The sequence below is a fragment of the Labrys miyagiensis genome (assembly GCF_030160835.1).
Taxonomy (GTDB): domain Bacteria; phylum Pseudomonadota; class Alphaproteobacteria; order Rhizobiales; family Labraceae; genus Labrys; species Labrys miyagiensis.
Genome location: NZ_BSPC01000022.1, coordinates 112,355 through 139,354, shown reverse-complemented (window position 1 = coordinate 139,354; position 27,000 = coordinate 112,355). Strand labels below are relative to the sequence as shown.

27 protein-coding genes are annotated in these 27,000 nt (G+C 63.9%); 11 read left to right on the top strand and 16 right to left on the bottom strand.

What is annotated here, in order from left to right:
- Positions 1-70: 70 nt before the first annotated feature.
- Positions 71-1,051, top strand: coding sequence for a LysR family transcriptional regulator (locus tag QQL24_RS12010; protein ID WP_284312298.1), 981 nt, complete (start codon positions 71-73; stop codon positions 1,049-1,051).
- Between the two features lie 97 nt (positions 1,052-1,148).
- Here the strand turns inward: QQL24_RS12010 and gmd are convergent, their stop codons facing one another.
- The 4 genes from gmd to QQL24_RS11990 all read right to left on the bottom strand — a co-directional run bounded on the left by gmd (position 1,149) and on the right by QQL24_RS11990 (position 5,412).
- Positions 1,149-2,189 (bottom strand): GDP-mannose 4,6-dehydratase, encoded by a 1,041-nt coding sequence (gene gmd, locus QQL24_RS12005; protein ID WP_284312296.1) that lies wholly within the window; start codon positions 2,187-2,189, stop codon positions 1,149-1,151.
- Positions 2,119-3,330: a glycosyltransferase family 4 protein gene (locus QQL24_RS12000; RefSeq protein WP_284312294.1), complete on the bottom strand. Its 1,212-nt coding sequence runs from the start codon at positions 3,328-3,330 to the stop codon at positions 2,119-2,121. The genes gmd and QQL24_RS12000 overlap by 71 nt, the downstream gene beginning before the upstream one ends.
- A 351-nt stretch (positions 3,331-3,681) precedes the next feature.
- Positions 3,682-4,431, bottom strand: a complete 750-nt coding sequence (locus QQL24_RS11995) for a bestrophin-like domain (RefSeq protein WP_488803360.1) — start codon at positions 4,429-4,431, stop codon at positions 3,682-3,684.
- Between the two features lie 144 nt (positions 4,432-4,575).
- Entirely contained in the window at positions 4,576-5,412 is an 837-nt protein-coding gene (locus QQL24_RS11990; RefSeq protein WP_284312291.1) for an aldo/keto reductase, read from the bottom strand.
- Between the two features lie 111 nt (positions 5,413-5,523).
- On the opposite strand from QQL24_RS11990, the gene QQL24_RS11985 reads away from it, so the two are divergent.
- Entirely contained in the window at positions 5,524-5,961 is a 438-nt protein-coding gene (locus QQL24_RS11985) for a hypothetical protein (protein ID WP_284312289.1), read from the top strand.
- 42 nt (positions 5,962-6,003) lie between these two features.
- On the opposite strand, the gene QQL24_RS11980 is transcribed toward QQL24_RS11985, so the two are convergent.
- The gene (locus tag QQL24_RS11980; RefSeq protein WP_284312288.1) at positions 6,004-6,783 is read right to left on the bottom strand and encodes a class I SAM-dependent methyltransferase; all 780 of its coding nucleotides are present in this window, start codon (positions 6,781-6,783) and stop codon (positions 6,004-6,006) included.
- 176 nt (positions 6,784-6,959) lie between these two features.
- Here QQL24_RS11980 and QQL24_RS11975 point away from each other — a divergent pair, with 176 nt between their 5' ends.
- Positions 6,960-7,871, top strand: coding sequence for a LysR family transcriptional regulator (locus QQL24_RS11975; protein ID WP_284312286.1), 912 nt, complete (start codon positions 6,960-6,962; stop codon positions 7,869-7,871).
- Positions 7,872-8,393: 522 nt separating this feature from the next.
- Positions 8,394-9,134: a carbonic anhydrase gene (locus QQL24_RS11970; protein WP_284312285.1), complete on the top strand. Its 741-nt coding sequence runs from the start codon at positions 8,394-8,396 to the stop codon at positions 9,132-9,134.
- 103 nt (positions 9,135-9,237) lie between these two features.
- Here the strand turns inward: QQL24_RS11970 and QQL24_RS11965 are convergent, their stop codons facing one another.
- The 8 genes from QQL24_RS11965 to QQL24_RS11930 all read right to left on the bottom strand — a co-directional run bounded on the left by QQL24_RS11965 (position 9,238) and on the right by QQL24_RS11930 (position 17,233).
- Positions 9,238-9,651: an NUDIX hydrolase gene (locus QQL24_RS11965; RefSeq protein WP_284312284.1), complete on the bottom strand. Its 414-nt coding sequence runs from the start codon at positions 9,649-9,651 to the stop codon at positions 9,238-9,240.
- A complete protein-coding gene (locus QQL24_RS11960) occupies positions 9,648-10,163 on the bottom strand; it encodes an SAM-dependent methyltransferase (RefSeq protein WP_284312283.1) in 516 nt (171 codons plus the stop codon). Before QQL24_RS11960 ends, QQL24_RS11965 begins: the two co-directional genes overlap by 4 nt.
- A 23-nt stretch (positions 10,164-10,186) precedes the next feature.
- Positions 10,187-11,128, bottom strand: coding sequence for an ABC transporter permease (locus QQL24_RS11955; RefSeq protein WP_284312282.1), 942 nt, complete (start codon positions 11,126-11,128; stop codon positions 10,187-10,189).
- Complete coding sequence (locus tag QQL24_RS11950) at positions 11,125-12,108, bottom strand: ABC transporter permease (RefSeq protein WP_284312281.1); 984 nt, start codon at positions 12,106-12,108, stop codon at positions 11,125-11,127. Before QQL24_RS11950 ends, QQL24_RS11955 begins: the two co-directional genes overlap by 4 nt.
- The gene (locus QQL24_RS11945) at positions 12,105-13,607 is read right to left on the bottom strand and encodes a sugar ABC transporter ATP-binding protein (protein ID WP_284312280.1); all 1,503 of its coding nucleotides are present in this window, start codon (positions 13,605-13,607) and stop codon (positions 12,105-12,107) included. Before QQL24_RS11945 ends, QQL24_RS11950 begins: the two co-directional genes overlap by 4 nt.
- Before the next feature lie 293 nt (positions 13,608-13,900).
- Positions 13,901-14,929, bottom strand: coding sequence for an ABC transporter substrate-binding protein (locus QQL24_RS11940; RefSeq protein WP_284312279.1), 1,029 nt, complete (start codon positions 14,927-14,929; stop codon positions 13,901-13,903).
- Between the two features lie 56 nt (positions 14,930-14,985).
- Positions 14,986-16,170 (bottom strand): Gfo/Idh/MocA family protein, encoded by a 1,185-nt coding sequence (locus tag QQL24_RS11935; protein WP_284312278.1) that lies wholly within the window; start codon positions 16,168-16,170, stop codon positions 14,986-14,988.
- 4 nt (positions 16,171-16,174) lie between these two features.
- A complete protein-coding gene (locus tag QQL24_RS11930; RefSeq protein WP_284312277.1) occupies positions 16,175-17,233 on the bottom strand; it encodes a sugar phosphate isomerase/epimerase family protein in 1,059 nt (352 codons plus the stop codon).
- 487 nt (positions 17,234-17,720) lie between these two features.
- On the opposite strand from QQL24_RS11930, the gene QQL24_RS11925 reads away from it, so the two are divergent.
- The 4 genes from QQL24_RS11925 (at position 17,721) to QQL24_RS11910 (ending at position 22,095) form a co-directional block, all read left to right on the top strand.
- Positions 17,721-18,506, top strand: a complete 786-nt coding sequence (locus tag QQL24_RS11925) for an SDR family oxidoreductase (protein WP_284312276.1) — start codon at positions 17,721-17,723, stop codon at positions 18,504-18,506.
- A gap of 9 nt (positions 18,507-18,515) precedes the next feature.
- Positions 18,516-20,006 carry a mannitol dehydrogenase family protein gene (locus QQL24_RS11920; protein ID WP_284312275.1) on the top strand — a complete coding sequence of 497 codons (1,491 nt, stop codon included), beginning with the start codon at positions 18,516-18,518 and terminating at the stop codon, positions 20,004-20,006.
- An 11-nt stretch (positions 20,007-20,017) separates the two neighbouring features.
- A complete protein-coding gene (locus tag QQL24_RS11915; RefSeq protein ID WP_284312274.1) occupies positions 20,018-20,953 on the top strand; it encodes a MurR/RpiR family transcriptional regulator in 936 nt (311 codons plus the stop codon).
- A 65-nt stretch (positions 20,954-21,018) separates the two neighbouring features.
- Positions 21,019-22,095 carry a Gfo/Idh/MocA family protein gene (locus QQL24_RS11910; RefSeq protein WP_284312272.1) on the top strand — a complete coding sequence of 359 codons (1,077 nt, stop codon included), beginning with the start codon at positions 21,019-21,021 and terminating at the stop codon, positions 22,093-22,095.
- 121 nt (positions 22,096-22,216) lie between these two features.
- Here the strand turns inward: QQL24_RS11910 and QQL24_RS11905 are convergent, their stop codons facing one another.
- Genes QQL24_RS11905 through QQL24_RS11895 form a run of 3 tightly spaced genes read right to left on the bottom strand, consistent with a single transcriptional unit; the run spans position 22,217 to position 25,347 of the window.
- Positions 22,217-23,335, bottom strand: a complete 1,119-nt coding sequence (locus tag QQL24_RS11905) for an N-acetylglucosamine-6-phosphate deacetylase (RefSeq protein ID WP_284312271.1) — start codon at positions 23,333-23,335, stop codon at positions 22,217-22,219.
- Between the two features lie 17 nt (positions 23,336-23,352).
- Complete coding sequence (locus QQL24_RS11900; RefSeq protein WP_284312270.1) at positions 23,353-24,243, bottom strand: glucosamine kinase nucleotide-binding domain-containing protein; 891 nt, start codon at positions 24,241-24,243, stop codon at positions 23,353-23,355.
- A 12-nt stretch (positions 24,244-24,255) separates the two neighbouring features.
- Positions 24,256-25,347, bottom strand: coding sequence for a Gfo/Idh/MocA family protein (locus QQL24_RS11895; protein ID WP_284312269.1), 1,092 nt, complete (start codon positions 25,345-25,347; stop codon positions 24,256-24,258).
- A 493-nt stretch (positions 25,348-25,840) separates the two neighbouring features.
- Here QQL24_RS11895 and QQL24_RS11890 point away from each other — a divergent pair, with 493 nt between their 5' ends.
- The 3 genes from QQL24_RS11890 (at position 25,841) to QQL24_RS11880 (ending at position 26,997) form a co-directional block, all read left to right on the top strand.
- The gene (locus QQL24_RS11890) at positions 25,841-26,128 is read left to right on the top strand and encodes a hypothetical protein (protein WP_284312267.1); all 288 of its coding nucleotides are present in this window, start codon (positions 25,841-25,843) and stop codon (positions 26,126-26,128) included.
- A gap of 201 nt (positions 26,129-26,329) precedes the next feature.
- Positions 26,330-26,683 (top strand): PRC-barrel domain-containing protein, encoded by a 354-nt coding sequence (locus tag QQL24_RS11885; RefSeq protein WP_284312265.1) that lies wholly within the window; start codon positions 26,330-26,332, stop codon positions 26,681-26,683.
- A 53-nt stretch (positions 26,684-26,736) separates the two neighbouring features.
- Positions 26,737-26,997, top strand: a complete 261-nt coding sequence (locus QQL24_RS11880; RefSeq protein WP_284312263.1) for a DUF3072 domain-containing protein — start codon at positions 26,737-26,739, stop codon at positions 26,995-26,997.
- Positions 26,998-27,000: the final 3 nt, after the last annotated feature.

The following is a 27,000-nucleotide window of genomic DNA, read 5'->3' as shown; positions in this document are numbered from 1 at the left end:
AAGCTGCGTGACAAGGAACGCTCATCCGGCATAAATGAGATTGATTGCCCGCGTATAAGGTATAAGCCGCATGAATTTGCGGACTTTCGATCTCAATCTGCTCCGCGTGCTGGACGGCATGCTAGCCGAGCGCAACACCACACGGGTGGCCGAGATTGTCGGTTTGAGCCAGCCCGCCGTGAGCGCCGCTCTGCGCCGCCTGCGCGAGGCGCTCGGCGATCCCCTCTTTGTCCGCGAGGGCAACGTGCTGGTGCCCACGCCCTTTGCCCGCTCGCTCGAGAACCCGGTACGTTCCGCTCTGGTGAGTCTCGAATACGCCCTCTCCGGAGGCACGCCTTTCGATCCTGTCACCTGCGCGCGCTCCTTCACGATCGCGGGTTCCGATTTCTTCAATGAGATGCTGATGCCCAAGCTCACCGACACGGTGCGGCGGGTGGCGCCCAATGTCCGCCTCAAGCTGTTGCCGGCCGATGCCGATAACCTCTTCGACCCCGTCTCCGCCGGCCGCTTCGACCTGGCCCTGTCGGTGTCCCTGCCCCAGCCCGACTGGATCGAGAGGGCCGCGGCCTTCCAGGCTTCCTTCGTGGCGGTGGCGCGCGACAATCATCCGGACATCAAGGAAGCCGGCATCGGCTGGGGCGATGTCATGCCGCTTGGCCTGTTCTGCACCCTCGCCCATGCGATCTTTTCGGTGACGGACGACTATGAACGTCCCGAGGATACCGTTCTCGCCGGTCTCGGCCGCCGACGGCATGTCGCCGTCTCCATTCCCGGCTTCTACGGCGTCGGCCGCATCGTGGCACAGTCCGATCTCCTGGGCGTGCTGCCGGTGCGCTTCGCCCTGTCGGTCGCGGGCCGCCTTGGCTTGCAGATCCATCGCCTGCCCTTCGACGTGCCGATGACCCAGCTCTTCCTTTACTGGCACAAGCGCGAAAGCGCCAATCGCGAGCATATCTGGCTGCGCAACACGGTCCTGCACCTGCTGGCGCCGCTCGACGAGGTCAGGAACCCGCTGAGGGCGAACGAATTTCTCCCTAAACCGGCCGCCTGAAGAGCCTGCCGCTATCAACGGCTCCGGCCTTTGGCTCATCGGCACGGAGCAGCACTGTGATCTACCCGCCAACGAGAGCCGCTGTCATGAGAGGCCCTCAATGCGCGATGCTGGCCAGCGCCTTTTCGCGCACGAGATCGGCCTGCACCATCATGCTCGCGAGTTCGCCCACTGTCGTCCGCGGCGTCCAGTCGAGGATGCGTCCTGCCTTGGCGGGACTGCCGAGCAGCATGTCCACCTCGGAGGGACGACGCAAGGCTGGATCGATCTGGACGATCGTGCGCCCCGTTTCCCGGCAACGGCCCACTTCATCGTCGCCGCTGCCCACCCAATCGAGATGGATGTCGGCGGCCGCGAAGGCCTGGGTGGCGAAGTCGCGCACCTTGGTGGTCACGCCGGTGGCGAGCACAAAGGTGTTGGGCTCCTCCGCCTGCAGCATGCGCCACATGCCGTCGACGAACTCGCCGGCGAAGCCCCAATCGCGCCTGGCGTCGAGATTGCCCAGCGTGATGCTTGGCTGCAGGCCGAGACGGATGCGGGCTGCGCCGATGCTGATCTTGCGCGTCACGAATTCCGGCCCGCGCAGAGGCGATTCATGGTTGAACAGGATGCCCGAGCTCGCGAAGATACCGTAGGACTCCCGATAATTCACCGCCGACCAATGCCCGAACAGCTTGGCCACCGCATAGGGGCTCCTGGGATAGAACGGGGTGTCCTCGGTTTGCGGAATCGCCTGCACCTTGCCGTACATCTCGGCAGAGGAGGCCTGGTAGACGCGGATCTTCGGGTTGACGATGCGCACCGCCTCCAGGAGTTGCAACGCGCCGACCGCCGAGATCTGCGCCGTCAGCGTCGGCTCCTTGAAGGAGACGGCCACGAAGCTCTGCCCGGCGAGATTGTAGATCTCGTCCGGCTCGATCGTGGTGATCGCGCGGATGTTCGAACCCAGATCGGTAAGATCATGCTCGATCAGCGAGAAGTTCTGGTGATCGGCCACCTTGAGTTGCGCCAGGCGCCAGAAATTCTGCGAACTCGTCCTGCGGTGGCCGCCAAAGACGCGATACCCTTTACTCAGCAGGTGCGCGGTCAGGTATGCTCCGTCCTGCCCCGTTATCCCCGTCACGAAGGCCTGCTTCATTCGTCGTCCTTTCTTGCACGCTTTCGCTGGAACGGTTGTGCGCCTGCCACTTCGCCATCACGAATGCCTTGAATTCCTGACGGAAGCGGGGAATCGAGAAACGCTCCGCATGTCGGCGGATCGTCGCTGGATCGAATTCGACAGTGGTGTTCTCGAACTTGCGGACAGCCGCGCAGATGGCATCCGTGGTCTGCTCCCAGAAATGGAAGCCCGTCACGCCGTCGACCACGGTTTCAGAAGCGCCGCCACGGCCGAAGGCGAGCACCGGCGTACCACAAGCCTGCGCCTCCAGCGGCGTGATGCCGAAGTCCTCTTCCGCCGCGAAGATGAAGGCCTTGGCCTCCTGCATATGCTTGAGCAGCACGTCATTGGGCTGATACCCAAGCACCGACACATTGGGGCCGGCCTTGCGCAGGGCATCCTTGTATTGCGGACCGTCGCCGATCACGACGAGCTTCTTGTCGGGCATCTGCTTGAAGGCTTCGACGATCAGCGGGATCTTCTTGTAGGGCACCATGCGGGACGAGGTGAAATAGTAATCGCCCTTGGTGCCGCCAATCTGGAAATAGTCGGTGTCGACACCTGGATAGACGACCTCGGAATTGCGCCGATAGGCCTTCCAGATCCGCCGCCCGATATATTGCGAGCAGGCGATGAAATGATCGACGCCATTGGCCGTGCGCGTGTCCCAGATCCTGGCCCTGTGCAGCAAGGCGCGGGCCACCACGCCGCTCGGCCGCCCGTCGAAGCCCTGTTCCCTGAGATATTGGTGCTGGAGATCCCAGGCGTAGCGCATCGGCGTGTAGCAGTAGCAGATGTGAAGCTGGTCGGGCCCGGTGATCACGCCCTTTGCAACAGCGTGGCTGTTGGAGATAACCATGTCATAGCCGGACAGATCGAATTGCTCGACCGCGATCGTCATCAGCGGAAAGAAATATCTGTAGACCTTCGCGAACGCCTTGAATCTCTGGAGGAAGCTCGTCTTGAAGCTCTTCCCCATGAAATGTTGCTTGTAGCGCCCTTCGCTGAAATCCACCAGGCAGAACAGATCCGCCTGCGGAAAATCCTTCAGCATCTCTGACAGAACCTTCTCGGAGCCTGCATAGGTCACCAGCCACTCATGCACAAAAGCTATCCGCATTGGAACTCCAATGGCGCTGAGACAAATCTGCAAAGTAACGCATGGCGCCACGCGGTACAGTGCTACTGTCGCACTTCAACGGCTATTTTAAAAGTTCTGTGCCGTAATAAATTAGCCGTAGTTATTAATACTTTCGAATGAAGCCTTTCATCAATTAAAATAATAACCTTCCTCTAGGAAACAAATATCCGAAACAAGGAAGTTCGAAAGGCCGAATTGGCTGCACGGTACGGGAGGGCGAGATATAGCTTTCCCAGAAATAGAGGTCCGGTTCAGTCCTTCTTATATATTTCGTCGAGCAATATCAACTCGAAGTTGACTCATCTATATGATGAATATGGTCATTTTCACCTAACGCAGCATATCGGCAAGCGCATTTCGCATGGCAGTACTTGGAATACCGAAAAGGCCGCCATAGGGCAGATCGAGATCGGCAATCACGAACATGGCGCTCGCAACCGCGACGACGCCGATGCCCATGACGATCACAGGGAGCAATTTGCGCGGCGCCTGCAGCCCGAAGCTGAGAAAGACCAGCATCAGCCAGAAGGTCAGGATCTGCGAGAACAGCGGCGACACCGAGTTATGGGCGTCCTCGATCACGGTCCAGCGCCGGCTCTGCGCGTTCTCATAGGCCTGCCGGCAGCTTGCAGCGAGGTTCTGGTGCAGGGCGTCGGCAGGGGCGAGCCTGGCGATCTCCAGTCCCACCTGGTTCAGCAGCCCGGCAAGGGTGGGATTTTCTCCGACCATATTCATGGTCTTGGGATCGGGATAGTCGACGCCGGCCGGCGGTGGCTCATCCGGCCAGGTACTGGCAATCACGCCGGCGGTGTAGGAATGGAGCTGGCTGCGGGCCTGCGCCGTCTCGGGACCATAATTGCGCAGGCACTGATCGAGATAGGCAAGCTGAGCCGCGTCGAGGCCACGGTCGTGATAGGCGTTGTCGAACGACGTCTTCACCGAAGTAAGCTGCAGGCTCATCACCAGAGCCAGGAAGGTCACCAGCAGGCCTGTGACGAGGCGCAGCGATTCCAGGCTCTCGTTCGACAGATGCGCCTCGGACAGGCGCTTGCGCAGGGCAAAGCCGGCGACTGCACTCAGGCAGAGCAGCGCGAAAACGAGCAGTCCAGAAAGAGGCTGTTGAATGATGCGCTCCCCGCCGGCCCCATGGCCCAGGACGAAATCATATCATTCGACAAAGATCCGACAATTCAGAATACGAGGCTGGCCACTAAGTGCGTGCCGTCAGATCATCTCGAGAGAGCGTTTCCGGCGCGGCGGCGGGAAGGCGGCATCGAGCGCGGCACGATCGGCGCTGGTCAGGCGGATGTAAAGCGACATCAGGTTCTCCGAGACGTGCGACGGCCGGCTGGACTTGGGAATGACGACGACCCCGGGCCTGTCCAGCACCCAGGCGAGCGCGATCTGCGCCGGTGTCGCACTATGGGCCGCAGCGATGTCGGCCAGCGTCCTGTCAGCGGCGAGACGCCCCTGCTCGATCGGTGAATAGGCCATGATCGGCATGGACCGCTCGCGGCTCAGGGGCATGAGATCATATTCGATGCCTCGGCGCACCAGATTGTAGAGCACCTGGTTGGTGGCGCAGGCCTTGCTGATGGTCTCGAGTTCGAGGATATCCTCGACATCGAAATTCGACACGCCCCAGCGCAGGATCTTGCCGGCCTTGCGCAAATCCTCGAAGGCACGCACCGTCTCGGCGAGCGGCACGCCGCCACGCCAATGCAGAAGGTAAAGGTCGAGGCGGTCGGTCCCGAGGCGCTTGAGGCTCTCCTCGCAGGCGCGCAAGGCTTGGCGATGCCCGGCATTGGAGGGCAGCACCTTGCTGACGAGATAGGCCTCGTCCCGCCGCCCGGCGATCGCGCTGGCCACCACTCGCTCGGCCCCGCCGCTGCCATACATCTCGGCCGTGTCGATGAGGGTGATACCGAGGTCCAGGCCCGCACGCAGCGCCCTCGCTTCCTCCTCGAAGCTGGCGCGGCTTTCTCCCATGCCCCAGGTGCCGAGCCCGAAGACCGGCATGAAGGAACCATCCGGCAGCTTCGTGGTTGGAATAGACGTCATGCCTTCCTCCGCCCGCACCCATTGAACCATTCGCCGCCCTGCGCGTTGTCCGTAGCGGCGGGCAGCGCCTGCCCGCTCCCTATCCGGAAACGCACCGTTCTGGAGACGATCATGTCAGCACTCATCCACGCCCTCTTCGATCGCCCCGACACCGCTACGAAAGCCAAGGCCGACCTGGAGGCGGCCGGCGTCGCGCAGAACCAGATCTCCATTGTGGAAGGTGGGGACAGGGCCGCGCAAGAGGTTAGCCATATCCTCGACCAGCATGGCCTGTCGAGCGAGACGGCCTCCACCTATATGCATGCACTCAGCCAGGGCAGCGCGTTCCTCTGGCTGCGCCTCGATCCGACCGTACAGAACGAGGCTGAGATCAACGCCGTGCTGGAGCGCGACGGCGCCATCCTGATCGACAAGGCTGATATCAACGACGACGCCGACGAGCTCAGCGAGGCCGAAGGCTGGGACGACTTCACCCAGCACGGCAACGAGCACTCACCCGATCCCGAAGCCGAAAGCATGTGGACGGGCCGGGACGGCAGCGTGCGTTAGACGACGCCGAGCGGACTTGAAGCATCTGGTCCGCCGCGCTTCTCAGGGCCGACCCACGATCAGGCGCAGGGAGCCTTCGAAGAAGGGCTGCGCCCGCAGATGGCCGTAGCTGGCATCCCAGCTTCCGTCGGCGAGGTCGTGGCTGAGATCGGCCACGAAGCGCTCGCCGACCGACGGTTCGACAAAGCTCCAGGCTGAATTGGCGAGTCGGGCGCCGGGGTCGAGCAGCCGTTCCGGGCGCCCGTAATAGGCTTCGCCGAAGCCATCGACACAATCGAGCGGGATGGGCACCGGCAGGATGTCGGCCCTGCTGCCGCCGAGCCCTTCGATGATGGCCTGCATCGAGGGATAACGCCGCGCCTCCACGGCGATGGCTTCCGGTGCGTAGGCGTGCAGCCAGAACCGTTCGAGTGCATTGGGATCGCAGCTCAGGATCACTACCGGCCCGCGCGTCACCCGCCGCATCTCGGCAAGGCCGGCGGCGAGATCGGCCCATTGATGCACGGTGAAGGTGGCCATGCTGGCCTCGAAGCTGCCATCGGCGAAAGGCAGGCGTTCCGCCACGGCGTCGATCGCGGCCGGCAGATGAGCAGGACGCTGCGCTCGCATCGAGGCGGAGGGCTCCACGGCCGTCACCTGCCGATCTGGCGGTTCGTAGGAGCCGGCCCCCGCCCCGACATTCAGCACGCTGGCGGCATCGCCGAGCGCGGCGTGGATGAAGCGGGCGATATGAGGATCGGGCTGGCGATATCTACGATAATCCATGCCGATGATGCCGTAATTGGCATCGCCAGCACTGCCGTCCTTGTGTCTTTTCTGCACAATGTGCTCCTGCTATATCTGACGACGGCCGCAGCCCAGTGAAAATGCAAATTCGACATCGAAATGCCGATCTCCTGTCTCCGGCTACCGATGCGTTCACCATATGGTTCAGATAGAGCCATGGTGCGCTCCGTGAAAATCGATATGATCTAACAATCCTTGTGCGAAAAACTCACATGAACCGACGCCTGCCCTCCCTCAATGCCCTCCGAGCCTTCGAAGCCGCCGGGCGGCTCGGGCGCATGACGCTGGCCGCCGAGGAATTGAATGTCACCCATAGCGCCATCAGCCGGCAGATCCGGCATCTGGAAGAGATGCTCGGCGTGCCGCTGTTCGACGGACCGCGGAACGCGCTGCGGCTGACGGAGGCCGGGACCATGCTGCTGTCCGGCCTCAGCACCGGCTTCGACCAGTTGGACCTTTCCGTGCGTGCCGTGGCCGACTCGCAGGAGGGGGTGCTCGATGTTTCCTGCCCTGGCACCTTCACCATGCGCTGGCTGATCCCTCGGCTCTACCGCTTCCAGGCTGCCTATCCCGATATCGAAGTCCGGCTGACCGCCTCGCATCGCCCGGTCGACTTTGCACGCGACGCTTTCGACGTCGCCCTCCGCGTCGGCAGTCCGCCCTGGCCGGAAGGAGCGCAGGTGGTGCCGCTTTTTGCCGAGCAGACTGGCCCCGTCCTGGCCCCAGTCTTCGCTGCGGAGAAGGCAGCGGATCTGGCGAGCCTGCCCGTGTTGCACACGCGCACGCGCCCGCGCGCGTGGGAGGATTGGGTCGCGCGTTCGGGTGTCGCGATCAAAACCGGCACGCGCGTCGATTACGAGCATTTCTATTTCATGCTGGAGGCGGCCGGGGCCGCGCTCGGCGTGTGCGTCGCGCCTTGGCCCTATGTCTGCGACGATATCCGTCTCGGCCGACTCGCGGCACCCCTTGGATTCCTCGACAGCGGACAGCATTACGTGGCGCTTCGCCGGGCGCGCCGTCACCGCAAATCCTCGCTGTTCTGCGCCTGGCTGCGCCAGGAAGCCATTGATTTCACGGTCAGATCCAGTCCGCCGCCGGGGGTGGCTTTACAAACACAACCTTAGCCGCCAATCTTGTGATGTCCGAAACCAACGAAAGGAGGTGATCCAGTGTCTGACTACACCATGATCCAGGGAATTCGCGCTGGTTCAGAGAAGGCGGTGTTGACCGCCTGAACGTGCCAGCCTTGATGAAAGGCCTGGATCATCCGCCGGACCATCGGTGAGAGGTTTCGCTCACCGGTCCGGTTGCCCACAAGCCGGCGCGCGAGGCGACTCGCGCGCCGGTGCTTTTTGGAAGCAATGCGAGCGTTGTCCCGCATGATGTGCTTTTGGCCACCAGCGCCCTCCTCATCCCTGCCACAACTTTGATGACGGCTAAGAAACAAAGCAGTGGATGCCTGTCTATTCTTTCTGTTATAGATATCGAAAATAGAGACTCAAAATCCAGAACCTCCAATCCCGCCTTTTATTGATGCTGCGAAGCGAGCGGTGGCCTTGATCTTTGCCGATGTGTTGCGCAACGTCAAACTAGAGATCTCCAATATTCCAGAGCGTTCATTGTCCTGAGAACACAGAGGTTTCAGAATGTGCGACATCTGCAGAACTACCGGATCCGGGCTTTCACACGGCTTATCCAGGCGCCATGTCCTTCATCTTCTGGCGGCGGCCACCGCCAGCGCCGGCTTTTCTGGAGCCCTGTCCGCCAAGGAAGCGAAGGCTCCGCCCAAGCCGCAGAACGTCGTCTCACCGGATCAGGCGCTGGAGTTCCTCCACAAAGGAAACCAACGCTATGTCGCGGGCGTGTCGAGGAGGCATGATTTCAAGCATGAGCGCGAGGCCCTGACGGCTGGCCAGAACCCCTATGCAGGTATCCTGAGCTGCGCCGATTCCCGCATCGCACCTGAATATGCTTTCGACAGCGGCAGGGGCGATCTCTTCGTCTGCCGCGTGGCCGGCAACTTCGCGAACGCCGAATCGATCGCGAGCTTCGAATATGCCGTGGCCATTCTCGGCGCGCCGCTGATCCTGGTGCTGGGCCACGAGAGCTGCGGGGCGATCGAGGCCACCATCAAATCGCTCAAGGACAATTCGACCCTGCCCGGCCATCTCCCATCCCTGGTCAACGCCCTCGCCCCGGCCGTCAAGGAAAGCGCCCAGCAGAGCGGCGATCCGCTCGCCAATGCCATCCGCCAGAACGTCATCGACACTGTCGCGGCGCTAAAATCGGCGACGCCGATCCTCCAGGGCGCGGTCTCGGACGGAAAGCTGAAAGTCGTCGGAGGCATCTACCATCTCGCCGACGGGAAGGTGGAGATGGTGGAGTGAAGTCTTCAAGCCTGACTCAAAAAGTGTGACGAAGCTAAAAAGACGGCAGAAACGCCGTCATTGCGAGCGCACGTCTGGCCTCTCGCGATTTTTCGGTCAGGCCCTACGAGGCCTCCGCCCGCAGGCGGCGATAGGCGGGCAGGATCTGGTGTTCGGTGAGTGGTGCCATGGCTATGGTCCCCGGCGCCGAGATCGATATCCAGCGCACTTCCTCGATCTCCGCAGTGGGCCTGGTGTCGGTGGCGCCAGCCTGCGCGAGGAAGACCTCCGCCCTGACCCTCTGCCCGGCCTCGTTGGCCGCCATGGCCTCGAAGCGGCCGAAGAAGGCAAGCTCGTCCGCCTCGACCGTCAGGCCAATCTCTTCCTTCAGCTCGCGCACCAGCGCCGCGGCTGGGCTCTCGCCATCCTCGATCTTGCCGCCCGGTTGCATGAAGGCGGTGCTTCCGCGCTTGCGTACCAGCAGCGTTTCATCGCTGCCGCGCAGGACCAGCGCCGCGGCAATCAGGATCGTCTTCATCCGGCCTCGCCCGTCCCGGCGTCGCCGACCTCGAAATCGCCCGATTGGGGCGGCGCGATGGGCACGAAATCGCGCCGGTCCGGCTTGATGTCGAGCAGAGGCGTGCCGTCAAGGCAGTCGAGCCCGCGCACCAGCAGCATGGCCCCTTTCCGTGCCACCTGCAGCACGATCGAGGTACCGATCGGGTTGGGGCGTGCCGGCGAACGCAGCGCGAAGGTGCCACGCACCGAGCCGTCATTGGCCGGGCTCTGCAGCACGAGGTCGCGGCGCGACATGTCGAGCCAATAGAGGATTTCCAGCTGCGGATAGCGCTCGATGCCTTCGAGTGCGGCGACCCAGGGCTCGAACAGCTCGATGCGGCAGATCGGGCCGTCCTGCCGTCCCTGTCGCGGGCAGAGCCGGCGGTGCGTCCAGGGCGTCGAGATGCGCCCGATGAACTGCAGTCCCGCATCTCGCGCGGCCGGCGGCTCGACGGCAACCTCGCCGTCGCGGATTTCGTTTTCCCTGACCATGATGCAGCTAACCCTACCGCGCTCTATTCCGTCAACCGGGCATAGGCGGCGGCGAGCAGCAGGATGATGGCGCCATAGAGCACCTGCTTGATCGGTTCATGCACGTCCATCAGGGTGAGGATGCTGGTGAGCACGGTGAGGATCAGCGCCCCGACGATGGTGCCGGCATAGCCGCCCCTGCCGCCGAAGATCGAGGTGCCGCCGATGATCACGCAGGCGACCGACGGCAGCAGATAGGAATCGGCGAGGCTGAGATCGGAGGCATTGGTGCCGCCCACCAGCACCAGGCCGGCAATGGCGGCAAGGATCGAGCAGAGCAGATAATCGACGAAGAGCACCCGCCAGACGCGGATGCCGGCGAGATGGCACGCCTCGCGGTTGTCGCCGATGGCATAGAGCAGACGCCCGAAACCGGTGCGGTGCAGGCCGAACAGCATCAGCCCGGCGACGATGAGCCAGAGGAAGAGATTGACGGGCACGAGGCCGAACAGCTTGCCGGCCCCGAGCGTCTGGATGAACTCCGGCACATGCGGCTGGCTCGCCATCATCTGCTGGCTGTAGACGATCATCACGCCACCGGTCATCAACCCGGTGCCGAGCGTCATGATCAAAGGCTGCACGCGCAGGACAGCGACGCCGATGCCGTTGACCACGCCCACCACGATGCCGAGGCTGAGGGCGACGACAAGCGCCGTCGCATCGCCCGAGCTGGCATTGGTGGCGAGCAGATAGGCCGCCCCCGTCGCCACCGCTGCCACCGAGAGGTCGATACCCCCCGTCAGCATCACCAGCGTCTGCCCGGCGCCGAGGATGGCGAGCGGCGCGGCGAAGAGCAGGATGTTGGAGATCCACAGTGGTGTCACCGTGCCGGGACGCGCGATCTCGATGCCGGCGACGAACAGCGCCAGGATGAAGATCAGCGCGAAGATGGTCTGGTTGCGCAGGAACTGCAGGACAGCCGTCATTTGCGCGCCTGCATGAAGGTGATGAAGCCGCCGATCATCACCACCAGCACGATCAGCGTACCCTGGATGACCTGGCCGTAATTGGGATCGATCGAGAGGAAGATCAGGTCCATCGGGATCAGCGTCAGCAGCAGCGCGGCGATCACAGGCCCCACCATGCCGCCGCGCCCGCCGGTGAGGCTGACGCCCCCGATCACCGCGGCGGCGACGCTGCTCAGCGTGTAATAGGTGCCGGAGAGCGGCGCGCCGATGCCGGTGGTCATGGTGAGCGTGATGCCGCCGGCGGCGCAGGCGATGCCGCCAAAGGTATAGGCCAGGGTGCGCGCAACCTTGACATTGACGCCGCTGCGGAAAGCGGCGACAGGATCGCTGCCGGCCGCATAGATAAGCAGGCCGATGCGGCTGTAGCGGATGGGCAGCCAGATCGCCGCGGTGACCAGCACCATGACGATCAGGGCGTTCGGCACCCATTCGGAGAGATCGGCGCCGGCCGCGATGTTGAGGAATTCGAGCGGTGCGCCACCGCCGGGACGTTCCAGGATCAGCAGGGCCACGCCGCCCCAGATGAAGCCGGTCGTCAGGGTTACCACCACATCGGGAATACGGGAGATGGCGGTGACGATGCCGTTGAGCGCGCCCTGCACGGCGCCGACGATCAGGATGAATATGGAGAGGAGCAGGGCCTGGCGGAAGGAGGCCGTCTGCATCAGGCTGGCCGAGAGCACATTGGAGACCGCGATCAGCGAGCCGACGGAAAGGTCGATGCCACCGCTGATCACCACGATCGCCTGCGCCGCCGCGGCCAACGCCAGCGGCAAGGCGCCGAGGGCGAGCGATTGGATATCGAAGGAGCCGAAATCGGGGTGGATGGCGGCCGTCGCGACGATGGCAGCAGTGAAGACGAGCGGCATGCCGAAGGCGCGGAGCTTGCGAAACAAGCCCTCCCCGGATTTGCGCGGTATCGCCGTTGTCTCGCTCACGCCCGCACCTCCGCCGTCTCGGCCGGCGGGAGCCCATGCGCGGCATGGAGCAGCCGGGCCTCGTCGGCCTTTTCCGCCGGCATCTCGCCGGAGATACGGCCACCGAACAACACGATGGCCCGATCACAGGCGAGCCGGATCTCCGGAAGCTCGGAGGTGAACAGCAGCACCGAAGCCCCCTGCCCCGCCACCTCGCGCAGCAGCGCATAGATCTGCTGCTTGGTGCCGACATCGATGCCGCGCGTCGGATCGAAGCAGAGCAGAGTGCGGAAGCCCGAGGCGATCCAGCGGGCGATCACCACTTTCTGCTGGTTGCCGCCGCTGAGACGGCGCACTTCGGGTGCGGCGCGGGTATCGATCTGCAGGCGTTGTATCGCATCGTCGACCCGGTGACGCTCCGCCCCCATGGCGATGGCGCCCCAACTCCTCAGGGCGCCGAAGGCCGAAAGGGCGATATTTTCGCGAACGGAACGCTGGTGCAGCAGGGCCTGCAGTCGGTTGGCCGGAACCAGCACCAGTCCGGCCCGGATGGCATCGGCCGGATGGCGCAGGCGCAGCAGCTCGCCATGCGCCCGCACCTCGCCGGCATCGGCCCGCCGCACTCCGGCGATACAGTCGAACAGCTCCTCCTGCCCCTGCCCCTCCAGGGCGGCGACACCCAGCACCTCGCCCGGCGCGACGCTGAAGGAGACATCGCGCACGGCATGGCCGTAGTTAAGGTTGCGAACCTCCAGGGCCGGCGGCCCGCCTGTCGCGATGTTGGCCGCGCGCCGCTCGACAGCCGCAGCGGCCTTGGCGACATCCGTGCCCAGCATCATGTTGACGATCTTGGCCTCGGCCCCGGCTGTCGGCGTCACGCCCACCGTCACGCCGTCGCGCAGCACGGTGGCGCGATCGCAGAGCGCGGCGACCTCGGCCATGCGATGAGAGATGAAGATGACGCTCTTGCCACCGCGCCGCCAATCGCGCACCACCTGGAACACCCGCTCCGACAGGTCCGCCGGCAGAGCAGCGGTGATCTCGTCGAGCAGCAGGATCGAGGGGTTGGAGGCAAGTGCGCGGGAAAGGTCGATCAGGCGCAGCAGCGCGAAGTCGATATCGCGCGCCGTGCGCGAGAGGTCGATGTGATCGATGCCGAGGGTGCGCATCGCAGCCTTCACCGCCTCGAGCGGCACGCGGGCCAGGCGCATGTTCTGCGCCACCGTGAGATCCGGCACGATAGCCGGATCCTGGTAGACGGAGACGATGCCGGCCCTGCGCGCCTCGGCGGGCGAGCGGAAGACACTGGGCTTGCCGGCGAGAGTGATCTCGCCCCCATCGGCGGGGTAGACGCCGGTGATGATCTTCACCAGCGTGCTCTTGCCGGCGCCATTGGCGCCCATCAGGGCGTGGACTTCTCCCGCCTGCACCTCCAGATCGGCCGAGCGCAAGGCGACCACCGAATTGAACCGCTTGGCCACGCCATGGATACGCAGGAGGAGATTATCGTCGCCCGCCATCAATCCCGCTCAGGAAAGCCGGCGAAAGTGCCGGTGGATGTGGTTGAGTGTAGCGTGAAGGCCTGGAATTCGAGGCGCGGGAAGCCTCCCCCACGAAGCTGGGGGAGGTGGCCGAGCGTCAGCGAGGTCGGAGGGGGTGTGGTCAGGAAATGACGTGGGAACCGCAAGCGAACAACCTGCTTCTCGCACTCAATCCTGACCACACCCCCTCCGTCATTGCTTCGCAATGCCACCTCCCCCAGCTTCGTGGGGGAGGCTTCCCGCGCCTTATTGACGGACATTCCTAGCCAGCCCTACGGCCCCTTGCAGCCGATGATCTGGTCCATCGTATAGGTCGTGTAGCCGGGCACCGAAACGGCGACGCTGTAGAAGGGGTCGAGCTTGGGATTGTAGTTCTTCTTCAGCGTATCGAGGCCGGCGTCGGTATTGTCCCATACCGTCGGCGTGACCTTCACCACATGCGGATGATCTTTCGTCTTCTGCAGGATATCGAGAGCCAAGGCGAGGCCCGCGCCGCCCACGGCCGGGGGATTGCTGACGGCCACGCCCGACAGGCCCTTGTCCTTGAGAGCGATCAACTGGCCGAGGAAGCCGTTATTGTCGGCGCCGACCACCGGCACGAAAGGCTTGCCAGCCGTCTGATAGGCATCGACGACGGGCTTATCGAGGCCCGATGTCCAGATGCCGTCGATCTGCTTGCCCGAGGCCAGCAATTCCTTGGTGGTCTGCGCCGTCTTGTTGAGAGCCCAGCCGGTGAATACCGAGGTCACCTTGATATCCGGATAGTCCTTCAGGGCCTCGGTGAAGCCCTGATGCCGGTCGGCATCGGCCGGTACGCCGTCGATGCCGCGCATCTCGAGCACATTGCCTTTGCCGCCAAGCTTGTCGAACAGCCATTTGGCGCCGACCTTGCCATAGGCGACCTGGTCGTTGCTAAGCGTATAGGCTTCCGGCGCGGAGACGGACTGGTCGACGGCCACCACCACGATGCCCTTGGCCGCAGCCTGCTTGATGATCGGGTTCAGCGCATCGCGGTCCGACGGGTTGATGATGATGGCGTTGGCGCCGGCGGAGATCAGGTTGCGGATATCGGCGATCTGTTCGGAGGGGCCGCCATTGCGGTTGGCGACGACGACCTTCGACACCACGCCCGAGGCCTCGGCCTGCGCCTTGATCGAGCAGATCATCTCTTCGCGCCAGCCATTGCCGATCAGCGTGTTGGAGACGCCGACGACGAATTTCTTGTCGGCGGCATGTGCACCGCTGACGGCCAGCAAGGCCGCAATCAGGCTTGCGCCGGCCAGACCATAGTTGCGTTTCATGGTTCCCTCCCAGTCACTGGCGGTTTCTCGACCGCTCCGACATCACATAGTTGCACTCAAATCAGCCGCGCGGAAGTCCAGGCACCATCATTACGGCTCGATTCCACCGCCGCCTCGATGAAAGCGACACCACGCGCACCGTCGACGACGCCGGGCGTGGCCGCGAGAGCAGCCGCACTCGGCGTGCGCCCGGAGCGCCTCGCGACAATCAATTCGGCTGCGTCGCGATAGAGATTGGCAAACCCCTCGACATAACCCTCGGGATGGCCCGCCGGCATGCGCGAGCCACGCCGCGCCTCCCCGGAACTGCCCGGGCCGCCGCGCTGCAGCACGCGTGTGGGCTCGCCATATGGCGTGAAACGCAGGAATTCCGGCGTCTCGCCCACCCATTCGATGCCGGCCCTGGTGCCGAAGACCTTGAGGCTGAGGCCGTTGAGATTGCCCACTGCCACCTGGCTTGCTGCCAATACGCCGCGTGCACCGCCGGCGAAACGCAGCAGCACATGGGCGTTGTCGTCGAGCCGCCGCCCCGGCACGAAGGTGGTGAGATCGGCTGAAACCTTGTCGAGTTCCAGCGAGGTGACGAAGAGCGCCAGGTTATGGGCATGCACGCCGATATCGGCGAGGCAGGCGGAGGAACCGGCACGGGTGGGATCGGTGCGCCATTCGGCCTGCTTCTGGCCGTCGGCATCGATGGGATTGGTCAGCCAGTCCTGGATATAGGTGGCATGCACGACGCGGAGATCGCCAAGCTCGCCAGCCTGGATCATCTCGCGCGCCTGGCGGACCATGGGATAGCCGGTGTTGTTCAGCGTGACCGCGAAGACGAGCTTCTTCTCCTGCGTAAGTGCCACCAACTCCCTCGCCTGCTCCAGCGTCGTCGAGAGCGGCTTGTCGCAGATCACGTCGATGCCAGCTTCCAGAAAGGCCCTGGCCACCGGATAGTGGAGATGATTGGGCGTGACGATGATCACCGCCTGGATGCCATCAGGCCGGGCCGCCTCGCGCACCGCCATCTCGCGATAGTCCGAATAGGCGCGATCGGGCGCAAAGCCGAGATCGGCGCCGGACAGGCGAGCGTTCTCGGGGTCGGCGGAAAGAGCCCCCGCTGTCAGCACGATGAGGTCGTCGAGGCGCAGCGCCATGCGGTGCACGGCGCCGATGAAGGCATTGCGGCCACCGCCGACCATGCCCACGCGCAGTTTCCTGCCCCCGCCGCCGTCCTGCGTGGCATAGACCATCGCATCAGCCTCCCACGCCGAGAAGCTTGAGATTGGTAGCGCGGTCGCCGCCCGTGGCGGCGAAATCGTCGAAGACGCGATCCGTCACCTCGATGATGTGGTCAGCGATGAACTGGGCCCCCTTGCGCGCCGCCACCTCGGGGTGCTGAAGGCAGCATTCCCACTCATAGACGGCCCAGCCGGCGAAATCATAGGCGGCGAGCTTGGAGAAGATCGCCTTGAAGTTCACCTGACCGTCGCCGAGCGAGCGGTCGCGCCCGGCCCGGTCCAGCCAGCCCTTGTAGCCGCCATAGACACCCTGCTTGGGTGTGGGATTGAACTCGGCATCCTTAACATGGAACATCTTGATGCGGTCGCTGTAAGCATCGATGAAGCCGAGATAGTCGAGCTGCTGCTTGATGAAATGGCTGGCATCGTAATTGATGTGGCAGCGGGGATGTCCGCCCACCGCATCGAGAAACATGTCGAAGGTGTCGCCATCGAAGACATCCTCGGTGGGATGGATCTCGTAGCAGAGGTCAACGCCATTCTCGTCATAAAGGTCGAGGATCGGCTTCCAGCGCCTTGCCTGCTCGGCGAAGCATTCCTCGATCAGGCCGGCCGGGCGCTGCGGATAGGGATAGAAATAGGGCCAGGCCAGCGATCCGGTGAAGGTCACGTGCTCGGTCAGCCCGAAGCGGCGCGAAACCTTCGCCGCCTTCTTCACCTGGTCGGCCGCCCAATGGCGACGCTTTTCGGGATTGCCGCGCAGATGGGCCGGGCACTGCCCGTCAAACATCGCGTCATAGGCCGGGTGGACGGAGACCATCTGGCCCTGGAAATGTGTGGAGAGCTCGCTGATCGCGATACCGATATCGGCGAGCTTGCCCTTGATCTCGTCGCAATAGGTCTGGCTGTCATAGGCCTTGTCGAGATCGAAGAAGCGCTGATCCCAGCTCGGGATCTGGATGGCCTTGTAGCCATAGCCCTTGGCCCAGCGGGCAATGCCTTCGAGCGTGTTGTGAGGCGCCGTATCCTGGGCAAACTGGGCGAGAAACAGCCCCGGCCCCTTGATGGTCCGCATAGTTTCCTCCCGATGGACAGCGCGGGTTGACGTCCCACACCCTTCTTCTGTGCCGGGAAAATTTCGGCGATTGATTTGATAATCGCAATAAATTTCTATTTGTCAATTTAGCAACATGGCCAGCCGAAACCGCAAATTCGAGTTATCTGGGACGGATCGCGTCATTCCGGGCGACCAAAGGAAGACCCGGAATCCATGACCACAGTCTTGTGAGGGCTGTGTTCATCGATTCCGGCCTTCCGCTTCGCTGCAGCCGGAATGACGCACATCAGTTCGCGCCTTTGTCAGCTTGAATTCGGCCCTCCGTATGGCCGGTACCACAACGCGATCCACGACACTTCGGACCATTCGCTGCGGTGGAATGGCATTGCGCTACTTGGCAGCCGTAAAAGCCGATCACAGTCAATTTAGAACAAAATTTCCCTTATTTGACATTTGGAATATCTGGCTCAAAATCATTCGCAACAACAAGCCAGGCGGGCTTAAGATGGAAACGCAGCTCAAGGACAAGGTGGCCCTGATCACCGGGGGTACGCAGGGTATCGGGCGCGCCATTGCCGTGGCGGTGGCGAAGTCCGGAGCGGCCGGTATTGCGCTGGTCGGCCGCAACCCCGATCGCGGCGCCGACGCTGCGCGCGAGATCAGCTCTCTCGGCGTCCCCGCTCATTTCATCCCGGCCGAACTCGGCGGCGCGGAAGCGCCGTCCGATGTGCTGAAGGCCGCCTTCGCGCGGTTTGAGCGTATCGACCTGCTGGTCAATGCCGCCGCCGATACCAATCGCGGCACGGTGGCGGCCGCCTCGCCGGATTTCTTCGACCGGCTCTACGCCGTGAATGTCCGCACGCCGCTCTTCCTCATGCAGGGCGTGATCAACCACCTCGCCAAGCGTCGGGCGCCGGGCTCCATCGTCAACATCCTCAGCATGAACGCCCATGGCGGCACGCCGGACCTCGCCATCTACGCTTCCACCAAGGCGGCGCTCGCTTTACTGACCAAGAATGCCGCCTTCTCCCACCGCTTCGATCGCATCCGCATCAACGGCATCAACGTCGGCTGGGCGGATACCCCAGCCGAGCGGCAGATGCAGGCCGTGACCCTCGGCCTCGGCGAAGACTGGCTCGCCAGGGCCAATGCGGCACAGCCCTCCGGCAGCCTCCTCCTGCCCGAGGATGTCGCGCGCCTGGCGCTCTTCCTGCTGAGCGATGCCTCCGCGCCGATGACGGGCTCGCTGATCGACCAGGAGCAGGGCTTCGTGATCGGTGTCCGGGAGTAGGACTGGGACATGCAGCGACTGTCGCAAGACACTCTCGCCAAGCTCTCGCCGGGATCGCGCCGCCCGCATTATGACCGCACGAAGCTTGCCATTGGCATGGCCCATATCGGCGTCGGCGCCTTCCATCGCTGCCACCAGGGCGAGTTCACCGACGACATGCTGGAGGCCCGCTTCGGCTCCTGGGGTGTCGTCGGCATCAATCTGAGGCCGCCGTTGCTGACGGATATCCTGGCACCGCAGGATGGACTCTACAGCCGCACCTTGCGCGAGGGCGCGAGCGCACAGACGCGGGTGATCGGTGCAATCAGAAAGGTCATCGACATCAGGGATCCCACCGATGGCGAGGCCGCGATCTCTGCCCTCGCGGCGCCGCAGATCAAGGTCGTGACCATGACGCTGACGGAAAAGGGCTATTGCCACATCCCCTCCTCCGGCGCGCTCGACTGGTCCCGTCCTGACGTCATCTGCGACCGCGACGGCGCCTCGCCGCCGGCCAGTGCCCTCGGGCTGCTCGCCTTGGCGCTGGAACGGCGGCGCCGCACCGGCGCTGGCGGCCTGACCCTGATCAGCTGCGATAATGTTCCCGGTAACGGTGCCTTGCTGCGTTCCGTCCTCACTGCCTTCATTGCCGCCCAGTCGTCGCCATTGGCAGCCTGGATCGAGACGAATGTCGCCTTTCCCTCTACGATGGTTGACCGCATCGCTCCTGCCCCCACGGCCGAGGATCTTGTTTCCGCCAGCGAGACCATCGGGGCCCGGGACGAGGCGGCCGTTGTCGGCGAACCGTTCCGCCAATGGGTGATAGATGACCACTTCGCCGCCGACCGCCCACCCTGGGATCTCGCCGGTGCGCAATTCGTAGCCGACGTCACGCCCTATGAGCTGATCAAGATGCGCGTGCTCAACGCCGCACAATCGACACTCTCCCATCTCGGCGCCCTTCTGGGCCATGCCTTCAGTTTCCAGGCTGCGGATGATCCGGTGCTGGCTCCGCTCGTTCGCCGCATGCTGGAGAGGGAAACCGCGGGCACCCTGCCCCATGCACCTGGCATGCGGATCGCCCCCTATATCGACACTTCGCTCTCGCGCATCGCCAACAGCGCGATCCGGCACCGCTGCCACCAGATCGGCACGGATGGCTCGCAGAAGATCGTGCAGCGCCTGGTCAATCCCCTGCGCGAGCGCCTCGCCGCCCGCCACGCCCCCGGCCTGCTGGCGCTGGCAGTCACAAGCTGGCTCGCCTATGTGCTCTGCGGCGCCCGGCGCTTCGGCAACCGTTGGCAGCCCGACGATCCGATGGCGGCAGAGGTCATCGCCATCGGCGAGCAGACCGGCGATGATTTCGATGGACTGGCGCGGGCGCTGATCGGTATCGAGGCGGTGTTCGGCCGCGATCTCAGGGATTCGACGGCAGTGCCCGCCATCGCCATGCATCTGCGCGGCCTGCTGACGGGCGATCCTCAGGGATATTTGCGTGAATGCCTAGTCGAATATGTGTGACTGGAGTGTCGATGGCTGAAATCATTCCGGTGGTGAACAAGGACGAGGATCGCGCGGCCTTCGGCTATTCCCGGCCGGAGAGCTATGAGGAGCTGCGCGCCGTCCTCTCTTCCGGAACGGTGCGCCTGCCCAACAAGCTCCGGCAGGTGGCGATCTATCTCTGGCAACACCCGACCGTGGTGGCCCTCGGCACCGTCACCAGCCTCGCCGAACAGGTCGGCGTGCAGCCCTCGACCCTGGTGCGTTTCGCCCAGACCTTCGGCTATTCCGGCTTTTCCGACCTGCAGGACATCTTCAAGGCCTATATCCGCAGCGGCCAGCGGGACGCGAAGGGCGCCTCACCGTCCGATGGCCAGGCGAGCGCCGAAGCGGCGACGCTGGTGGACGGCTTCGTCAAGTCTTCCACCGTGTCACTCTCCAGAGTGACGGAGCGCCTCGACCTCCAGGCCTTCGAGGCCATGGCGGCTTCGCTGGCGGCCGCGAAGCTCGTCTATATCGTCGGCTCCAAGCGCGCCTTCTCGGTGTCGAGCTATGTTTCGCTGGCGCTGTCCAAGCTCGATATCCGCAACATCATGGTCGACAATGTCGGCTCGGCCGCCTTCGAGCATATGCGGCTTGCGACACGCGCGGACGCCGTGCTGGCAATCAGCTTCACGCCCTATAATTCGATCACGCCCGAACTTGCCGCCTCGGCCGGACAGCGCGGCGTACCCATCCTCTCGATCACCGACAGCGCCTTCAGCCCACTCGTTCCCCTGTCGAAGGCCTATGTCGAGGTGGTGGAGGAGGATTTCTCCGGCTTCAAATCGCTTGCCGCCACGCTCTCGGTCGCCATGGCGCTGGTGCTGCGCGTGGCACAATTGCGCGGCGCCGGGGAAGAAGACGAATCCAGCAGCGGCAAGTCATCGACGGCAGCACCCCGCAAACAAGGCCGCAAGAACGTCTGAACCCCGGCCCAATCGACCGCAGGTTCATCGAAGACGCGCGGCAACAGACAATGGGAGGAACGGAAATGCAGACCTGGCGCGTCGTCGGCCTCAGTTTCGAGCATATGCATATGGGCGACCTCCTGCGGGAGGTGCATGAACATCCCCATGCCGAGATCGCCGGTATCTGCGATGCCGATCCGGCCCGCATGGCCTCCGCCATCGAGACTTTCGCCATTCCGCCTGAGCGGGTCTTCACGGACATCCGCGCCTGCCTCGAGGCGACGAAGCCGGATCTCGCTATCATCTGCGCCGCCACGGCCCGCCATGCCAACGTCGCCGAGATCGTGGCCAGGCTCGGCGTCGACATGATGATCGAAAAGCCCTTCGCCGCCTCGCTCGCCGATGCCGATCGCATCCTCGCCGCCGTCGCCAAGGCGGGTACGAAGCTGGCGATCAACTGGCCGCTGCGCTGGTCACCGGCGCTCGTCACTGCCAAGCGGCTGCTCGACGAGGGCGTGATCGGTGCTCCGATCGAGGTGCATCACTATGGCGGCAATCGCGGGCCCCTTTATCACCTGGCCGACAAGGTCGAGGTCTCCGAAGAGGAGGTGAACCGCCTCAAGCCGCAGTCCTGGTGGTACAAGCAGGCCTCGGGCGGGGGCAGCCTGCTCGATTATATCGGCTATGGCGCCACGCTCGGCACCTGGTTCATGAATGGCGAGGCGCCGATCGAGGTCACGGCCGTGGTCGACCAGCCGGCGGGCCTGGAGGTCGACGAGCACTCCATCACCATCTGCCGCTACCGGCGAGGCCTCTCCAAGCTCGAGACGCGCTGGGGCACCTTCACCGATCCCTGGACCACGCAGCCCCAGCCCAAATGCGGCTTCGTCATCGTCGGCACGGACGGCACGATGTCCTGCTACGACTATGACAGCCATGTCAGCCTGCAGACGCGCGGGCATCCAGAGATCCACACGCTTCCCGTCGATGAGCTCAAGGCGCCCTACCGCTCGCCGGTGCAATATGTGCTCCACTGCAAGGCGGAGAAGCTGCCCATCGAAGGACCGCTGGATCCAGCGCTCTGCCGCACCGCCCAGCGCATCATCGACACCGCCGTGCATTCGGCCCGGGAGAAGCGGACGCTGGTGCTGTTACCATAGCCCGGAAGGCGCCGTGGCTGGGACCGCGGACGTCCCCGTCCGCTCTTCCTTTATCGTAGAACGCATTATTTCCAAGAGGCGGACGAGGACGTCCGCGGTCCCAGCCACTCCGCATCCCCCGCTAGATCTCTTCCCCCTCTACCCACACCGACCCGAGCGCCAGCCCCTCTTCCAGAACCACCACGCTCGCCAGCGCGCCCGGCACGATGCGACCGAGATCGGCAAGGGCGAGATACTCCGCCTGCCTTGTGGCGCAGAGTTCCGAGGCTTCGGCCAGAGAGAGGCCCAGCGATACCAGGTTGCGGAAGGCATCCAGCATGGTGATGGCGCTGCCGGCCAGGGTCGTGCCATTGGCCAGCGTGATGCGCAGGCCTTTCTTGATCACCGTGCGGCTGTCGGTGCGGTACTCGCCATCCGGCCGGCCGGCGAAGGTGGTGGCGTCGGTGATGGCGTAGAGGCGCGGGATGGCGCGCCAGGCGGCGAGCAGGACGGTCGGATGCACGTGATGAAGGTCGCAGATCATCTCGGCATAGCGCCCCCGAGCCAGCGCGTAGGCGGCAACGCCCGGCTCGCGATGATCGACGCCCGACATGGCGTTGAAGAGATGGGTGAAGCCCGCCATGCCGCGCCCGAAGGCGGTCGCCGTCTCGCTGGCGCTGGCGAGGCTGTGACCGATCTGCACCCGGCAGCCGCGCGCCGTCAGCGCCTCCACCACCTCGACGCCACCGGGAATTTCCGGCGCCACCGTCGCCACCACCAGCCTGGAGCGATCGGCCCAGCGCAGCGCCAGGGCGACATTGCCGGCAAGCGGCACATTCATCTGCGCCCCGAGCTTGTCCGGATTGATGAAGGGGCCCTCCAGATGGGCGCCGAGCACGGTCGGCTCGCCGGCCTGCCGGCTGTTGCGCACCCTCTCGATATCGGCCAGCGCCCGATCCAGCACCTCGACCGGCGCCGTCGCCGTGGTCGGGGCAATTGCCACCGTACCGCTGGCGGCGTGGAAGCGGATGAAGTGACGGATGGCCTCCTCGCCGCCGCTATAGTCATGGCCATCGCCGCCATGCACGTGGAGATCGATGAAACCGGGAATCACATGAGGCGGCTTCGGCGCCTCGGTTGGCGCCAGCGCCTCCCCCTCGGCGCGCAGGATGCGCCGGCCCTCGAAGAGGAGGCGGCCCTTCACCCAGCCGGAGGGCGTCAGGATGCTGCCAGCCAGCACGGCCTCGGACGACACGGCCATATCGGGCTCCTTCCAGGCTATTCGAGGATCATGCGTTCGACCGGCGCCCTACCCTGCGCCACGAGCAGGCAGCCCTGAAGGGGATCACCCTCCGCTGCCTGCACCGGCCGGCCGATGTGCGCCACCAGTCCTGCCTGGAGCACGCCGGCCAGACCGCCATTGAGATAGAGCGGCACATCTCCGCAACGCAGGGTGCCGACGAGGGCCGCGAGATAGACAAGCCCGCGCGACAGGATCTCCGCGGCAACCGGGCAGCCCGTACCGGCTCCCTCCAACACCAGCGGAGCAAAGCTCGCAAGGCGATGGGCATTCAGGCCAGCAAAGGCGCCATCGAGGATACCCCGCGCGCCGCCGACATGCTCCATCACTGCGCAGGAGAGCGCCGAGGACGGGGCGATGCCATCGCGGACTTCCAGGGCGTGGCGCACGGCCTCTCTCCCCAGCCAGGAGCCGCTGCCACGATCCCCGACGATCCAGCCCCAGGCGTCGCGCTGGATCGAGGTGCCGTCCTCGAACAGGCGATGGCCGGCAACGCCGGTACCGATGGTGAGCAGCGCGCAGGGTCGGCCTCCGCCCGCGCCGATCAGAGCGGCATAGCCGTCGCTCATGGCGATGGTGGCGCCGAAGGCCGGACAGCGGGCGAGGAAGGCCTCGCGCGGTTTCTCGACATAGAGCCCTGCACCACCGATGGCGAAGGCCGTGTCCGCCCGATCTTCGGCGTCCAGCCCCGTTCCGGCATTCAGCTGATGCCAGAGGTCGAGGATGCTGGCGACAGCCTGCTCGCGGTCATAGCTGGCATTGGCGGGGCCGGCCTCGGCATAGGCAAGCTCGCGGCCACCGGCATCGCAAAGACGACCGCGGCTGCGGGTGGCGCCGGCATCGACACAGAAATAGCGCTCGATGGCCATATCCCAGCGGCCTTACAGTTCGACCACGCGCTTTTCCTTGATGCTGAGATCCGCCGCCAGCACGATCTTCAGGCTGTTGACCGCCGCCTCCATATGTTCGTCGAGGTCGACCTTGCCGTTGATCGCGTCGAGCAGATAGATCTGCTCCAGCCGGCAGATCTGGTCATGGTCGGGCTTGTCGACCACCGGGATGATCTCGTCGCCCGCCACCGTCGACTGGTCGGGATTGAGCGCCGAATGATGCAGCAGCACCGATTCCATGCGGCCATGGGTGTGGATGTCGGAGGAAAAGGTCCAGGTCGCGCCCTTCGGTGTCCCGAGCTCGTGGGAGGGCGGAATGACGCTGATGCTGCCCTTCGGCCCCATGATATCCTTGACCATGAAGGCGGTCTCGCTGATCGAAGGGCCCCAGGCCGCCTCGTACCAGCCGATCGAGCCATCGTCGAAGAAGACCTGAAGCTGGCCGTAATTATACTGGTCGGGCGCGATCTCGTCGGAGAGCCGCGCGCCCATGCCGCTGACGCGCACCGGCTTGGCCAGGGTCATCTGGCACATGGCGTCGACGTAGTGCACGCCGCAATCGACGATCGGCGACAGGGCCGAGAGCAGGTTCTTATGCCAGGTCCAGGACGGGCCGATCGACTGTTGGTTGAGGTTCATGCGCATCACCAGCGGCTTGCCGAGGCCTTGCGCCAGTTCCACCACGCGCTTCCAGATCGGATTGTGGCGCATCGAATAGCCGACCACCAGCTTCCTGCCGTACTTGCGCGCCGCGGCCAGGACGCGCTCGGCGTCCTCTGCCGTCTCGGCCAGGGGCTTTTCGATAAAAACGTGGGCACCAGCCTCAAAGGCCGCTACGGCGAAGGCGGCATGGGTGTCGGGCCAGGTGTTGATGGAAACGACGTCAGGCTTCACCGCGTCAAGCGCCTCATAATAATCGGCGAAGCGGGGGATCGCGCCCCAATGGTCCGGAAGGTCCGTACGGCTGTGGATGCCGCGGGCGCAGAGCCCTGCGATCTCATAGCCCCCCAGGCTGTCATAGGCGCGCCCATGCGCCATTCCCATGTGACCAAGCCCGACCAGAAGAACCCGCAAAGGCGCCATGCAATCCCCCAGGAAATCCGACGGCGCAGGCCTTTCGAAACTTTTTGGCTCGCCGCGCAATATTAATTTGTGCCTATTGGGAAGGAGCGTAAGCCCAAACCGTCAGCCGTCAAGCGATAGTAGGGGTCGTCGAAATAGGGTACCCAGACACCACCATCCTCCTTTGTGCTACCCCCGGACCAATGGTGGGAGGCCTACCCGCCTCTATTTCTTCCTACTCATCCTCCGAGAGAGGCATTACCCTTGGTTAGTCATACTGCAGGATACTGTTTTACCATCCGGACAACTCGCGTTTGTCCCTAAAACGTAACGCTATGACTTGGCGATGATATCGTTTATATCCAATTGATGACGGCTTGCACCCATGTTGACGACACCTGGCAAATTTGCCGGTGTGTTTTTCTTAAAACGTTTGACTAAATTATGTGAGAGCATTTTACCTTTCACGGAATGTCACGGTGAGTAGGCAACAATGAAAGATCGACAGGATCCGGTGATCGAGGCGGCCCTGGAATATGAATTTGCTACGCACGAAGCGATCCTGAATCTAAGCAACCGGCAATCGGCCGGCAAGGTGAGAGCCTGTCTGCGCTGGGCGGATGCCCTGATGCAGCTCGAAGCTCTGCCGGACACCGACCACCGGCGCGCCGGCGATTTCCTGGCCATGCGCGGCCGCATTCCATTTTCCGCACGCCGCGTCATTACAGATGCGATGATGCGCCTCGACGAAGCCGCCCTTCGCAATGAGTGCCGGTTTGCCAAGACTCAGACCAAGCACTGAAACCGGTTCCTCCTGACCGCAACTGCCCTTTTGCGGCAGGCCGGCCTCCAGGCCGCCCTGGATAATGCCGCATCCCTTCTCCGCTGGTGATGACAGCGCCTCGAGGATGCTGGAATTCCACTTCTTCCCCATAGAAATCGGAACATTCGCTCCTTCCGGCACGTTGGGATTGCATTCGCAACATGCCCAGGGAGCTTTCAAATGCCGACGACATCCGGACACACCACGGCGATCCTTGCCTCGCGGGTGCAGGGAAGCAGCGTCTATAATGTGGATCGCGAGAAGATCGGCAGCGTCGAAGACCTGGTTCTCGACAAGACCTCCAACGAGATCATGTTTGCCGTTTTAGGCTTCGGTGGCCTGTTCGGCGTGGGAGAGAAATATTTTCCCATCCCCTGGTCGAAGCTCGATTATGATCCCGAGGCAGGTGGCTATGTTATCTGCGTCTCCACGGATGTGCTGGAAACAGCTCCATCCTATACGTTGAACGACCTGACCAGGAATGACGGTCAGGTCACGCGCACCACGAACGAGTATTACATGAGGGCGATGTAGACGGGCCCAATCCTCGCCAGGGGCAATGACCGATCGTATCAGGGAGTACAGAAATGATGTCGTTCCCCCCTCTCGGCCCGGATCCCTCCGGAGCAGGATCGGAAACGCGGTTAACCGACGACGCGCCGGACATGGCTGCGGAGGCGTTGTCTTCATCCGCCGATTCCGACGACGCACCGATGACGGAAGACCAGATCGGTCAGCTCAAGGCCCTGAGCGTGCAGATAAACGACCCCTACGCGTTTTCGAAATCGCTCACCCGCGGTGAAGCTGCGGCCCGGATCAAGATGCTGGAAGCCGCGATCGCACGCTGAAGG

Bases quoted from the DNA above. Each gene is read 5' to 3' on its own strand.
- QQL24_RS12010 (WP_284312298.1), top strand. From the start codon at position 71: ATGAATTTGCGGACTTTCGATCTCAATCTGCTCCGCGTGCTGGACGGC.
- gmd (WP_284312296.1), bottom strand. From the start codon at position 2,189: ATGAAGCAGGCCTTCGTGACGGGGATAACGGGGCAGGACGGAGCATAC.
- QQL24_RS12000 (WP_284312294.1), bottom strand. From the start codon at position 3,330: ATGCGGATAGCTTTTGTGCATGAGTGGCTGGTGACCTATGCAGGCTCC.
- QQL24_RS11990 (WP_284312291.1), bottom strand. From the start codon at position 5,412: ATGACGTCTATTCCAACCACGAAGCTGCCGGATGGTTCCTTCATGCCG.
- QQL24_RS11985 (WP_284312289.1), top strand. From the start codon at position 5,524: ATGTCAGCACTCATCCACGCCCTCTTCGATCGCCCCGACACCGCTACG.
- QQL24_RS11975 (WP_284312286.1), top strand. From the start codon at position 6,960: ATGAACCGACGCCTGCCCTCCCTCAATGCCCTCCGAGCCTTCGAAGCC.
- QQL24_RS11970 (WP_284312285.1), top strand. From the start codon at position 8,394: ATGTGCGACATCTGCAGAACTACCGGATCCGGGCTTTCACACGGCTTA.
- QQL24_RS11965 (WP_284312284.1), bottom strand. From the start codon at position 9,651: ATGAAGACGATCCTGATTGCCGCGGCGCTGGTCCTGCGCGGCAGCGAT.
- QQL24_RS11960 (WP_284312283.1), bottom strand. From the start codon at position 10,163: ATGGTCAGGGAAAACGAAATCCGCGACGGCGAGGTTGCCGTCGAGCCG.
- QQL24_RS11955 (WP_284312282.1), bottom strand. From the start codon at position 11,128: ATGACGGCTGTCCTGCAGTTCCTGCGCAACCAGACCATCTTCGCGCTG.
- QQL24_RS11945 (WP_284312280.1), bottom strand. From the start codon at position 13,607: ATGGCGGGCGACGATAATCTCCTCCTGCGTATCCATGGCGTGGCCAAG.
- QQL24_RS11940 (WP_284312279.1), bottom strand. From the start codon at position 14,929: ATGAAACGCAACTATGGTCTGGCCGGCGCAAGCCTGATTGCGGCCTTG.
- QQL24_RS11935 (WP_284312278.1), bottom strand. From the start codon at position 16,170: ATGGTCTATGCCACGCAGGACGGCGGCGGGGGCAGGAAACTGCGCGTG.
- QQL24_RS11930 (WP_284312277.1), bottom strand. From the start codon at position 17,233: ATGCGGACCATCAAGGGGCCGGGGCTGTTTCTCGCCCAGTTTGCCCAG.
- QQL24_RS11925 (WP_284312276.1), top strand. From the start codon at position 17,721: ATGGAAACGCAGCTCAAGGACAAGGTGGCCCTGATCACCGGGGGTACG.
- QQL24_RS11920 (WP_284312275.1), top strand. From the start codon at position 18,516: ATGCAGCGACTGTCGCAAGACACTCTCGCCAAGCTCTCGCCGGGATCG.
- QQL24_RS11915 (WP_284312274.1), top strand. From the start codon at position 20,018: ATGGCTGAAATCATTCCGGTGGTGAACAAGGACGAGGATCGCGCGGCC.
- QQL24_RS11910 (WP_284312272.1), top strand. From the start codon at position 21,019: ATGCAGACCTGGCGCGTCGTCGGCCTCAGTTTCGAGCATATGCATATG.
- QQL24_RS11905 (WP_284312271.1), bottom strand. From the start codon at position 23,335: ATGGCCGTGTCGTCCGAGGCCGTGCTGGCTGGCAGCATCCTGACGCCC.
- QQL24_RS11900 (WP_284312270.1), bottom strand. From the start codon at position 24,243: ATGGCCATCGAGCGCTATTTCTGTGTCGATGCCGGCGCCACCCGCAGC.
- QQL24_RS11895 (WP_284312269.1), bottom strand. From the start codon at position 25,347: ATGGCGCCTTTGCGGGTTCTTCTGGTCGGGCTTGGTCACATGGGAATG.
- QQL24_RS11885 (WP_284312265.1), top strand. From the start codon at position 26,330: ATGCCGACGACATCCGGACACACCACGGCGATCCTTGCCTCGCGGGTG.
- QQL24_RS11880 (WP_284312263.1), top strand. From the start codon at position 26,737: ATGATGTCGTTCCCCCCTCTCGGCCCGGATCCCTCCGGAGCAGGATCG.